Origin of the sequence: Pseudomonas sp. UBA6315 (genome assembly GCF_002438125.1) — a bacterium.
Classification (GTDB): domain Bacteria; phylum Pseudomonadota; class Gammaproteobacteria; order Pseudomonadales; family Pseudomonadaceae; genus Aquipseudomonas; species Aquipseudomonas faucium.
In genome coordinates this window covers 1-10,883 of sequence record NZ_DJTF01000212.1, presented here as the reverse complement: position 1 = coordinate 10,883, position 10,883 = coordinate 1, and the positions used below count along the sequence as shown (strand labels likewise).

The 10,883-nt window shown below is 60.0% G+C and carries 11 protein-coding genes; 7 read left to right on the top strand and 4 right to left on the bottom strand.

The genetic code is table 11. The features are described 5' to 3' along the window. Nucleotides 1-160: 160 nt before the first annotated feature. On the top strand, nucleotides 161-1,081 hold the full coding sequence (locus B3E94_RS25230) for a GlxA family transcriptional regulator (RefSeq protein ID WP_176512962.1): 921 nt from the start codon (nucleotides 161-163) through the stop codon (nucleotides 1,079-1,081). 105 nt (nucleotides 1,082-1,186) lie between these two features. On the opposite strand, the gene zapE is transcribed toward B3E94_RS25230, so the two are convergent. The 3 genes from zapE to B3E94_RS25215 form a co-directional block, all read right to left on the bottom strand. Continuing rightward, nucleotides 1,187-2,281: a cell division protein ZapE gene (gene zapE, locus B3E94_RS25225; RefSeq protein ID WP_176512359.1), complete on the bottom strand. Its 1,095-nt coding sequence runs from the start codon at nucleotides 2,279-2,281 to the stop codon at nucleotides 1,187-1,189. 129 nt (nucleotides 2,282-2,410) lie between these two features. Then, entirely contained in the window at nucleotides 2,411-3,760 is a 1,350-nt protein-coding gene (locus tag B3E94_RS25220; RefSeq protein ID WP_236235253.1) for a tryptophan--tRNA ligase, read from the bottom strand. Nucleotides 3,761-3,785: 25 nt separating this feature from the next. After that, nucleotides 3,786-4,421: an alpha/beta hydrolase gene (locus B3E94_RS25215; RefSeq protein ID WP_176512355.1), complete on the bottom strand. Its 636-nt coding sequence runs from the start codon at nucleotides 4,419-4,421 to the stop codon at nucleotides 3,786-3,788. Nucleotides 4,422-4,556: 135 nt separating this feature from the next. On the opposite strand from B3E94_RS25215, the gene B3E94_RS25210 reads away from it, so the two are divergent. Continuing rightward, nucleotides 4,557-4,991, top strand: coding sequence for a YhcB family protein (locus B3E94_RS25210; RefSeq protein ID WP_176512354.1), 435 nt, complete (start codon nucleotides 4,557-4,559; stop codon nucleotides 4,989-4,991). A 147-nt stretch (nucleotides 4,992-5,138) separates the two neighbouring features. On the opposite strand, the gene B3E94_RS25205 is transcribed toward B3E94_RS25210, so the two are convergent. Next, nucleotides 5,139-6,338 (bottom strand): methionine gamma-lyase, encoded by a 1,200-nt coding sequence (locus B3E94_RS25205; RefSeq protein WP_286915629.1) that lies wholly within the window; start codon nucleotides 6,336-6,338, stop codon nucleotides 5,139-5,141. Nucleotides 6,339-6,465: 127 nt separating this feature from the next. Between B3E94_RS25205 and B3E94_RS25200 the strand changes: the two genes are divergently transcribed. From B3E94_RS25200 to B3E94_RS25180, 5 genes are all read left to right on the top strand, one after another. Next, a complete protein-coding gene (locus B3E94_RS25200; RefSeq protein WP_176512351.1) occupies nucleotides 6,466-6,945 on the top strand; it encodes an Lrp/AsnC family transcriptional regulator in 480 nt (159 codons plus the stop codon). 113 nt (nucleotides 6,946-7,058) lie between these two features. Next, nucleotides 7,059-9,476 carry an S-type pyocin domain-containing protein gene (locus B3E94_RS25195; RefSeq protein ID WP_286915628.1) on the top strand — a complete coding sequence of 806 codons (2,418 nt, stop codon included), beginning with the start codon at nucleotides 7,059-7,061 and terminating at the stop codon, nucleotides 9,474-9,476. After that, complete coding sequence (locus B3E94_RS25190) at nucleotides 9,473-9,736, top strand: bacteriocin immunity protein (RefSeq protein WP_286915627.1); 264 nt, start codon at nucleotides 9,473-9,475, stop codon at nucleotides 9,734-9,736. Before B3E94_RS25195 ends, B3E94_RS25190 begins: the two co-directional genes overlap by 4 nt. Nucleotides 9,737-9,864: 128 nt before the next feature. Continuing rightward, nucleotides 9,865-10,119 carry an S-type pyocin domain-containing protein gene (locus B3E94_RS25185; RefSeq protein ID WP_349681718.1) on the top strand — a complete coding sequence of 85 codons (255 nt, stop codon included), beginning with the start codon at nucleotides 9,865-9,867 and terminating at the stop codon, nucleotides 10,117-10,119. A gap of 303 nt (nucleotides 10,120-10,422) precedes the next feature. Continuing rightward, nucleotides 10,423-10,779: an S-type pyocin gene (locus B3E94_RS25180; RefSeq protein WP_349681717.1), complete on the top strand. Its 357-nt coding sequence runs from the start codon at nucleotides 10,423-10,425 to the stop codon at nucleotides 10,777-10,779. Nucleotides 10,780-10,883: the final 104 nt, after the last annotated feature.

Sequence of the window (10,883 nt, the reverse complement as noted above, 5' to 3'; positions counted from 1 at the left end):
GTTACACGGGGTAGACACAATCGCCAAAAAATAAGACGATCCAGCCGGTGATTGACCACTCTACCCTATAAGAACAATGACAATGATGTTTACCCAACCCTCGGCGTCGCTGCGGCGCGTCAGCATCCTGGCCATTGACAAGGTGTTTGCTTCGACCCTGATGCAGGCCAAGGATTTCTTCCACCTCGCCAGCTTGCGCTACAGCAAACAGCTGGGCCTGGGCCTACAGCCGATGTTCGACATCAGCCTGGTGAGCCCCGACGGCCAGCCGGTGGACAGCTTCAGCAACGTGCAACTGCCGGTCGACGGCGGCCTCGACGATGCCGACGTGATCATCCTCCCGGCCTTCTGGGAAGATTTCGACACCCTGTTGCAACGCTACCCCCAGGTACTGCCATGGCTGCGCCAGCAGCATGCCCGTGGCGCGGTCCTGTGCGCAGAGGCAAGCGGCGTGTTCTGGCTGGCCGAGGCGGGCTTGCTCGACGGCAAGGAGGCAACCACCTACTGGCGCTTCTTCGCCAGCTTCGCCGAGCGTTTCCCCAAGATCCGGCTCAACCAGGACAAGCACCTGACCGATGCCGACAACCTGTACTGCGCAGGCGGCACCACCTCAGCCTGCGACCTGTACATCTACCTGATCGAGCGTTTCTGCGGGGCCAACGTGGCCCGCGCGGTGGCCCGTGACATCCTCTATGAAGTGCAGCGCAACTACACCCCGGGGCGCATGGGCTTCGGTGGGCAGAAGCTGCACCAGGACCTGATCATCCTGCAGATCCAGCACTGGCTGGAGGAGCATTTCGCCGACAAGTTCCGCTTCGAGGATGTGGCCCGCAACCATGGCATGAGCATCCGCAACTTCATGCGCCGCTTCCAGGGGGCCACCGGCGACAAGCCGCTGCATTACCTGCAGCGCTTGCGCATCGAAACGGCCAAGGGGCTGCTGTCGAGCACGCGCAAGAGCATCAAGACCATCAGCTATGAAGTGGGCTATGACGATGCCAGCTTCTTTGCGCGGTTGTTCCGCCAGCACACGGAGTTGTCGCCGAACCAGTATCGCCAGCAGTTCATGCAGGAAGCCTGAAACCACTGGGGCCGCTTCGTGCCCCATCGCCGGCAAGCCGGCCCCCACACCATTTTCTGTGGGAGCCGGCTTGCCGGCGATGGGCCGCAAAGCGGCCCCGGTTGTTTACGGCTTGTGCGCGCGCGACAGGAATTCGTGCGACTGCATCTCCAGCAACCGGCTCAGGGTGCGCTGGAATTCGAACGCCAAGCGCCCGCCGGTGTACAAGTCCTTGAGCTCCACCTCGGCCGAGATAATGAGCTTGACGTTGCGGTCGTAGAACTCGTCGACCATGTTGATGAAGCGCCGGGCGATGTCGTCGGTGGTGACGCTCATCTGCTCGACGTTGCTCAGCAGCACGGCGTGGAAGATCTTGCCCAGCTCGATGTAGTCGTTCTGGCTGCGCGGCCCGTCGCACAGGGCACGGAAGTCGAACCAGGCAACATCGTCACAGGTGCGCAGGGCGTGGATCGGACGGTTCTCGATCATCAGCACGTCGTTGTCGACCGCCTGGGTGCACTCCGGCGTCAGCGCCTTGAAGCTTGCGCGCATGCTCTGCTCGGCCGCTTCGTTCAGCGGGAAGTGGAACAGCTCGGCCTGTTCCAGGTGGCGCAGGCGGTAGTCGACGCCGCTGTCGACGTTCACCACATCGGTGTACTGCTTGATCATGGCGATGGCCGGCAGGAAGCGCGCACGCTGCAGGCCATCCTTGTACAGGCCGTCGGGGACGATGTTGGAGGTCGCCACCAGCGAGACGCCGTTCTTGAACAGCTCTTCCATCAGGGTGCCGAGGATCATGGCATCGGTGATGTCGGAAACGAAGAACTCATCGAAGCAGATGACCCTGGCTTCTTCGCTGAAGCGTTTGGCGATGATGGTCAGCGGGTTCTTCTCGCCCTTGAGGGTCTTCATCTCCTCGTGGACGCGCTTCATGAAGCGGTGGAAGTGCGTACGCATCTTCTGCTTGAACGGCAGCGCCTCGAAGAACGTATCGACCAGGTAGGTCTTGCCGCGCCCTACTCCACCCCAGAAATACAGGCCTTTGACCGGCGTCTGCTCCTTCTTGCCGAACAGCTTGCCGAACACGCCCGGCTTGTTGTTCTGCGCAGCGATCAGGTCGTCGTACAGACGCTGCAGGTGACGCACCGCAGTTTCCTGCGCCGCATCATGGAAGAAGTCGGGACGTTTCAGATCTGCTTGATATCGTTCTAGGGGCGTCATGATTTCGTTAGCGAGGCAACAAAAAACGGGCCGTCACTGTAGCGACAGGCCCGCTTAATGGCAATGCGACTTGCGTCAATATGCCTCATTCAAGGCAGTAATCCGCTGCATGGCACCGGCGCCAGGAGGTCAGTCCTGGGCCGGGGTCAACGCCTCGCGCAGGCTCTCGATCGCCGCATCACGGGCCTCTGCGCCCTCGAACTGCGGCCCCTGGGCGACCTGCTCGCCGTCCAGCCACAAGCTGAAGCCCAGGCCTTCGACGCGCACATCGGCGTCGCCACCTTGCTGCAACTGCTTGCTCACCGCACCAGCGCTCTTGCCGTCGGCGAAGCTGCGCGACAGCAGCAATTGCTCGCCATCGGCGGCCAGCAGGCGGAAGCGGAAGCTGCCGTCCTCGTCACGGAAGCTGACGAAGCGCGCGCTCTTGGCGGCTTTCTTCTTCACTTCGGTGCTGGCCTGCACGCTGCTGCGGAACGAACGCAGGCCAACGGCCTCGCGCAGCTGCTCGAGGAACGGGGTGGCAATCTTGCGCGCCTTCGCGGCACCGGCCAGGAGGATGTCCTCCAGGTCCGACGGGCGCGAAATGAGCTGGTGGTAGTGCTCGCGTTTTTCCGCCAGCTGGCCGTCGAGCAACTGGTACAGGCGCTGCTTGGCTTCACCCCAACCCAGGCCCTGCAGCAGTTCTTCGCGGAACTCGGCGCACTGGGCTGGCGTGGAGAAGGCCTGGAACAGGGTGAACAGGTGGGCGTTGTCCGGGTCCTTGGCTTCGCCTGGGGCGCGCGAGTCGGTGACGATGCGCGAGATGGCGTCCTTCATGTCCTTGGCACTGGTGAACAGTGGGATGGTGTTGTCGTAGCTCTTGGACATCTTGCGACCGTCCAGGCCCGGCAAGGTCGCCACGCTCTCCTCGATCACCGCTTCCGGCAGGGCGAAGAAGTCTTTGCCCTGGCCGAACAGGTGGTTGAAACGCTGGCCGATGTCGCGGGCCATTTCCACGTGCTGGATCTGGTCACGCCCGACCGGCACCTTGTTGGCGTTGAACATCAGGATGTCCGCGGCCATCAGCACCGGGTAACTGAACAGGCCCATGGTCACGCCGGCGTCCGGGTCTTCGCCGTTCTCCACGTTCTTGTCCACCGAGGCCTTGTAGGCGTGGGCGCGGTTGAGCAGGCCCTTGGCGGCCACGCAGGTCAGCAGCCAGGTCAGCTCGGGGATTTCGGGGATGTCGGACTGGCGGTAGAAGGTCACCTTCTGCGGGTCGAGGCCGCCGGCCAGCCAGGTCGCGGCGATTTCCAGACGCGAGCGCTGGATGCGCAGCGGGTCATCGCACTTGATCAGGGCGTGGTAGTCGGCCAGGAAATAGAACGAGTCGGCACCAGGTTGCTGGCTGGCGACGATCGCCGGGCGGATGGCGCCCGCGTAGTTGCCCAGGTGCGGGGTGCCGGTGGTGGTGATACCAGTGAGAATGCGCGTGGTCATGGGTGTTCGCTTATTCAGGCTTGGCTCAATTCGAAAGGCGCGGCAGCAGCAGATCCTTCAGATCGGTCAGCTTGCCATGGAAGAAGTGTCCGCATTCTGCCACTTTCAGCAGCTCATGGGGGCGCGACAGGCTGTCGGACCAATCGTAAACCAGCTGCGGCGCCACGACTTCGTCGGCGTCAGGCTGCACCACCGTGATCGGGCAGCGCTGCGGCAACGGGAATTCATCGCTCAGGCGCATCACCGCCGGGGCGATCATGAACAGGTGCTGCAGCGACACATCGGCCGCCTCCAGGCGCCCGGCCAGGCTGGTGGCGACGAAACCACCGAACGAGAAGCCCATCAGCACCAGCGGCAACTGCGGGTGCTGCTCGCGCAACCAGGCCGCGGCGGCTTCGGCATCGGCCACCTCGCCCGCGCCCATGTCGTGGCTGCCGGCGCTCTGGCCGACGCCGCGGTAGTTGAAGCGCAAGGTGACGTAGCCGGCATCACGGGCAGTACGTTGCAGGGTCGAGACCACCTTGTTGAGCATGGTGCCGCCCTGGACCGGGTTCGGGTGGCAGATCAGCACCGCACCGCGGGCATCGGCCACGTCCAGGTACAAGGCTTCCAGCTGGCCCACGGGGCCATCGATGAACAAGGGGGTTTCGCGGACAAGCAAGGCACTACTCCGTGACCTCGAAGGGGGTCGATTCGTCTAGGTGTGGAATTCTGTTCTGATTTGCGATCGCTCGCGGTATACAGCGCAGGTCTGAGCCGTTAACGTAAAGCAAAGCCGTTTATAGAGGAAGGACTCGTGGAACTCTCGCTCCTTGTTTGGTTGTTGCCAACCCTGGCCCTGGTCATTGGCGTCGCCATCGGCTTCGTCGTGGCGCGCCTGCTGCCCAATGCTGCGCCGAGCAGCACCCAGCGTCAGCTGGACGATATCCAGAAGCGCTTCGACAGTTACCAGAACGAAGTGGTCACCCACTTCAACAGCACCGCCGTGCTGGTCAAGAAACTGACCCAGAGCTACCAGGATGTGCAAGATCACCTGGCCGAAGGTGCCAACAGCCTGGCCCTCGATGACGTCACCCGCCAGCGCCTGCTGGCTGCCCTGCACTCTGAAGCGGGCCAGGGCCCACGCGATCGCCTGACCCCACCGCGCGACACCGAAGTGCCGCGCGACTACGCGCCGAAGACGCCGAACTCGCCGGGCATGCTCGACGAGAGTTACGGGCTCAAGCGCTGATTCGCTGAAATGAACAAGGCCTCGAAAGAGGCCTTTTTCTTGTGTGAAATTCACCGTCCTCATCGCCGGCAAGCCGGCTCCCACAGAGGGAATCGATGCTGTACCTGTGGGAGCCGGCTTGCCGGCGATAGGGCCAATGCAGACAAATCAACTACAAGCCTTCAACGCCTGCTCAACATCCGCCAGCAGATCCTCAACATCCTCCAGCCCCACCGACAACCGCACCAGCCCCTCCGAGATCCCATGATGCGCACGCTCTTCAGGCGTATAGCTCGAATGAGTCATGCTCGCCGGATGCTGCGCCAGCGACTCGGCATCCCCCAGGCTCACCGCCCGGGCAAACAGCTGCAACGCATTCATGAAGCGCCGCCCTGCCTCGATGCCGCCCTTGAGCTCGAAGGCGATCATCCCGCCCGGCAAACGCATCTGCCGCTGGGCCAACGCATACTGGCCGAACGTCGGCAGCCCCGGATAGTGAATCAACTCGACCTGCGGCTGGCGCGCCAGGTACTCCGCCACTTGCTGGGCATTGGCGCAATGGCGGTCCATACGCAACGCCAAGGTCTTGATGCCGCGCATCAGCAACGACGCATCGTGCGGTGACAGCACCGCGCCGGTCAGGTCTTTGAGGCCTTCCAGGCGAATCCGGTCGATCAACGCCTTGCGTCCGATCACCAGCCCCGCGGTGATGTCGCCATGGCCGCTGAGGTACTTGGTGGCCGAATGCACCACCAGGTCGGCGCCAAGCTCCAGCGGCCGTTGCAGGTAGGGCGTGCAGTAGGTGTTGTCGACCACGATGTGGATGTCATGCCCGCGCGCCGCTTCGGCCACGGCAGCGATATCGACCAGCTGCATGTTGGGGTTGGCCGGCGTTTCGAAGTAGATGATCCGCGTCTTGCGAGTAATCGCCGCCTTGAGCGCCTTGCTGTCGTTGAGGTCTACGTGGCGAATCTTCACCCCGAACTCGCCGATGCCATGGTGCAGGAAGGCAAAGGTACAGCCGTACAGCGTGGTGCCGACGATCAATTCATCGCCGGGCCGCAGCAGGGTCCACAAGGTCGAGGTGATGGCGCCCATGCCCGATGCCAGGGCCAGCCCGGCCTCGCCGCCTTCCAGGGAGGCCATGCGCTGCTCCAGCAGGGCCAGGGTCGGGTTGGAGATCCGGCTGTAGAAATGCCCGCCCTCCTCTCCGGCAAAGCACGCTGCGCCATATTCCACCGTCGCGAAGGCATAGGTTGCGCTCTGGTACACCGGCGGCACCAGCGCGCCACCGTGGGAAAGCGGGTCGTAGCCATGGTGAATGGCTCGGGTGGAAAAACCGGTGTTGTTGTTATGGGAGCCGCGCATGGCAACAGCCTCTGGTGGTTTGTTCTAAGCTTATGCCACCGCACTGCCTGATTTTTTCCAAAATTGCCCACGCATTCGCGTGCGTATTGGAACAAAAACAATAAAAACCTCAACCTGAGGGCAAACCATGCCTATCACCCTCGACCGCACCGATCGCGCCCTGCTCGCCGCCCTGCAAGATAACGCCCGCCTGACCGTATCCGAACTCGCCGACAAGGTCGCACTGACCACTTCGCCTTGCTGGCGCCGGGTCAAGTTGTTGGAAGATCACGGCTACATCACCGGCTACCAGGCGATTCTCTCGCCCAAGTCATTGGGGTTCGGGGTAACTGCGTTCGTCAGCATCATGATGGATTCGCACACCAAGGACATGGCCTTGGCGTTCGAGCGGCGGCTGATGGAGATTCCCGAGATTGTGGCCTGCCACAACATCTCCGGGCGCTATGACTTCCTGCTGGAGATTCTGGCGCGGGACCTGGAATCGTTCGGCGAATTTACCCGGGAAGTGCTGCAGCGGTTGCCGGGGGTGAAAGAGATCTACTCGAGCTTTTCCTACAAGGCGGTTAAGGAAAAACGGGTAATCCCTGTGTCTGAAGTACACATTTGAATCAGATCTTTCAAGTCGGTGGGAAGCCTCCTACCGATTGACAGCCCGCGCCTGACATACACGAGAAACCAGCCATAGCACGCTTGCCATGTAGCGATTAGGAGGATGACTACATGGCTCAAAATGAAACTATCAAATTTGGTGAACCATTCCGTGATTCGGGCGGTGCCCTGCATTTAAATGAGGGGCTCTGGATAAACGAGCAAGCCCCAGACCGAACACCGCTCCCTCCTCTTTCCGGCGGCGGGGGACCAGGCTACGGCGGCTGGGGCTTGGACGCAGGGCGGCCCAGAGGTACTGGGGGGCCAAGCCGATTTGCCCGTGAAAAAGGCTGGCGTACGGTTTTTGGAGAGGAACATAACGGCACGCACTTCCATTACGCCAATCACTACGCACCCGCGCTGCAAGAACTTCCAACACAAATAGAAGCCGAACGCGTAAGCATTGACCAGCAAGCGAGCGCAGCAGCAACTAGTCCTTTCCAGCTTGTTGAACTGCAGCAGAAACTAACCACCCAAACCCTGCAACGAATACGCGACGAATACCTGCAGGCCTTGCCAGCCGCAACTGGGTTCTACGGGGCAATGCCCTTTTATAAACGCTACGACTCCTTTGCCACTCGGCTGAGTGATGATGGAGCATTCCCGCTAGTTGGCTCGGCCGAGGAATGGGGACAACAGCTCTGGGCAACATTCGACGCGTCGGTTGACACCGCCTATAAATTGCACATCGCTGCGCAAAAATATCAGGCATTTGCAGCCCTGCTACCAGGGTTAGCGCAACAGGTTGATAAGGCCGAGCTTGAACAGCCCGGCACAGACCTCAAAGGCGCGATTGAACGAAGAGTCAAACAGATCCAGCAGGAGATGCAGACCTGCTTCGACTGCCTGCCCAACTTCTTGCAGCACGAACTGGCGCAAGCCACTCCAGCCCAGGAGACTGACCCCCTTACCCAGCAACTGTCGGCCTATGCGCATGCCGTCCATGCACTCATAGCCACCAAGCAAGCCGAAATACCGGCTTACAGCGAGTCCAACCCGGAAATTGTCGGGCCGCTGTCCAAGCCGCAAACCGAAGCCCTGCGGCATCTGGTGGATGAGCAGGCTACAAGGCGCGCCGGCCCGCTCTGGGCGGAGTATCACCGCGCACTCGCCCTCACCGAGTCCATCCGCTACCTGCAGGCATTCGGTACAGCGATGGGCAATCTGGCGCTGCGAGCCGTTGAAGCAGAGCAGCTACAAGCGAGGTATACGGCGGAACTGGCAGCTGCTCAGGAAGCAGCGCGCCAGCAGGCCGAGGCTGAGCGACTGGCTGCAGATGAGGCTGCAAGTCAGAAGGTTGAGGCCGAACGATTGGCTGCCGAAGAAACCGCACGCCAACAAGCCGAAACCGAACGACTGGCAGCTGAGGCCGAGCGTCAGAGACTTGATGCAGAACGCCAGCGCATCAACTACATCACCGATGCCGGAATTGCCTCATCTGCTGCGACCATCACCCCGATAGGCGTCGCTACATTTGCAATTGCCGAGAGTGCCTCTAGCGCACTAACGGCGGCAATCACTGCCGCCACAAGCCGAATGGCCGCAGCGGCACTTACAACCGTCCCACAGTTGGCCGTTGCCATCCTGGCAGCGGCCTGGCCATCAACACTTGGCAACGCCGAACGCCGCTATCTGATCAGCACGCCACTTTCCAGCCTGTCACCACCAGGAGGGCCTGATCTTTCCGCCTTGGCCATGTCTTCCGTCAGTGTCGACCTGCCGTACTTACTGGCTGGCAATGAAGACGATAATGAGCTCGGGTTGTACGTGATACCTGGCGCAAAGCAAGTAGCCGTCCGGGCAGCGACGTTCGACAGCGAACGGCACGTCTACAGCCTTGCGCTGGACAATCCACAGCGGATTCTGACATGGACGCCAGCAAGTGCTCCGGGTGGTGAAGAGGGAAGCTCGACTAGCCTCCCACCGGCTCCACCGGGCACAGTCGTTTACACCGGCAGCACCCTTACCCCTGTAGAGACCGAGACTGAAAGCTACCCCGCTCTGGATCTGCTGGATCAAGAGAGGTTGATTGTCACCTTCCCGATCGACTCGGGATTACCGCCTATTCTGGTGGTGTTCAAAAGCCCAAGGTACGAGCCAGGAGTTGTCACTGGGACTGGCGCGCCATCGGTCGGCATTTGGCTGGGTGAAGAGACCCGCAACAGAGGCGCCCTAATTCCCCTTCATATCGCTGACTCGCTTAGAGGCAAGGAGTATCGAGACTTTGATGCATTCAGAAGGGACTTATGGAGAACAGTTGCGAATCAACCTGAGCTTTCGAAACAATTCTCCAAGCAAAATCTCATCCGCATGCAAGAAAAAGGAAATGCCCCAAGCGTACGAGAGGTTGACGCTTATGGCCTACACACAAGCTTCGTCCTACACCATGTAGTTCCTATCAGCGAAGGTGGCGCCGTTTATGACGTTGACAATTTGAGAATTGTTACTCCATCTGCGCACCACAAAATTCATTATGGAGACAAACCATGAGACTGAGGAATAGTTACAGCGATTACACAGAGTCTGAATTTATCGATTTCCTAAAAGAGGTTTACCGTGCCAACGCTGAAGAACCTGATGAAGTACTAGCCCCCCTTCTTAAACATTTTTCTGAAGTAACGGAGCATCCTAGCGGAACAGACCTGATCTATTGGCCGGAGAGTGACGATCAAGGTGAACTTGAGGCAGTACTTGATATTGTTAAAAAGTGGCGAACTGATAACGGAAAACTAGGATTCAGAGAGGACTGAGGCGGAATCACAATCGAGTGCAGAAACTACCCTGCGCACTGCAGGGTAGCCTTAACTATTCACCAACCCAATTCCGGAAGGTGGAGCCTCTTACGACGTACACAACATAAGAGTGGATCAGCTTGTACGTGGTTCCCGGCGGTAAGGCAGTGCCGGTAAGGGCCGCAACATTTGATACTGAACGGCAGGTATACAGCCTCGCACTGGAGAACCCACAGCGCATCCTGACCTGGACACCCGCCAGCCCGCCCGGAGGTGGTGAAGGTAGCTCCACTAGCCTGCCACCCGCTCCGCCGGGCACGATTGTTTACACCGGCAGCAGCCTCAACCCTGTAAGCAACACAACGGACCTGCACTGGATCTTCTCGATCAGGAACGGCTGATCATCACCTTCCCGATCGACTTGGGATTGCTGCCTATCCTGGTGGTGTTCAAGAGTCCGAGGTTTGAGGCTGGGACCTCCATTGGACAAGGCGTGCAGGTTACAGAGACATGGCGCGCGCAGGCCGCCAGCCGTGAAGGTGCGCCAATCCCAACGGAAAAAGCGGCTTTAAGTCATAACCAACATATGCCCCGACTTCACGGGGCATATCACTCCTAGATCCTGAATATTCCTACACGCTCATCAAAAAAACCTCACACCAAATGCAGCACGGTGAAGATTCCCATCCCAAATAAGCACAGCCATGATCCATGCATCACTTCAAGAGAGAAACGCTGTCATGGCTATGTACCTCCCAGAGCACCTTGTAAAAAGTCTTGCAGAGCAAACTTTCGTCAGCTTCGAAGACTTCGCCCAGTCCTTCTGGATGGCCCTCGCCGAAGATCCGGTCTACTCCCACCAATTCGTCGCCTCGCAACTCAACCGCATCAAACAAGGCTGGCCACCCCGCGCGCCCTTCGGCGAAACCGCCAAAGGCGTGCGCAACTATCAGATCTGCCACATAGACCCACCCACCGTGGGCGGTGCGATGTACGACGCCGAGAATCTGCGGATCATGAGCGCCCTGCAGTACGCGCTGTCTTCGGAGATAGAGTGGTGATCAGTCAAAAGCAAAGCATCGCCGACTACACCTGCGCAGAATTCCGGAGCGTTGTCGAGGAACTGCTCCAGGCAACCGGAACTTCAGCCTGGCAGGATCGATTA

What these genes read in the sequence shown, in the direction of transcription:
- B3E94_RS25230 (WP_176512962.1), top strand. Translation starts at nt 161, where the DNA reads ATGCAGGCCAAGGATTTCTTCCACCTCGCCAGCTTGCGCTACAGCAAA.
- zapE (WP_176512359.1), bottom strand. Translation starts at nt 2,281, where the DNA reads ATGACGCCCCTAGAACGATATCAAGCAGATCTGAAACGTCCCGACTTC.
- B3E94_RS25220 (WP_236235253.1), bottom strand. Translation starts at nt 3,760, where the DNA reads ATGACCACGCGCATTCTCACTGGTATCACCACCACCGGCACCCCGCAC.
- B3E94_RS25205 (WP_286915629.1), bottom strand. Translation starts at nt 6,338, where the DNA reads ATGCGCGGCTCCCATAACAACAACACCGGTTTTTCCACCCGAGCCATT.
- B3E94_RS25200 (WP_176512351.1), top strand. Translation starts at nt 6,466, where the DNA reads ATGCCTATCACCCTCGACCGCACCGATCGCGCCCTGCTCGCCGCCCTG.
- B3E94_RS25195 (WP_286915628.1), top strand. Translation starts at nt 7,059, where the DNA reads ATGGCTCAAAATGAAACTATCAAATTTGGTGAACCATTCCGTGATTCG.
- B3E94_RS25190 (WP_286915627.1), top strand. Translation starts at nt 9,473, where the DNA reads ATGAGACTGAGGAATAGTTACAGCGATTACACAGAGTCTGAATTTATC.
- B3E94_RS25180 (WP_349681717.1), top strand. Translation starts at nt 10,423, where the DNA reads ATGATCCATGCATCACTTCAAGAGAGAAACGCTGTCATGGCTATGTAC.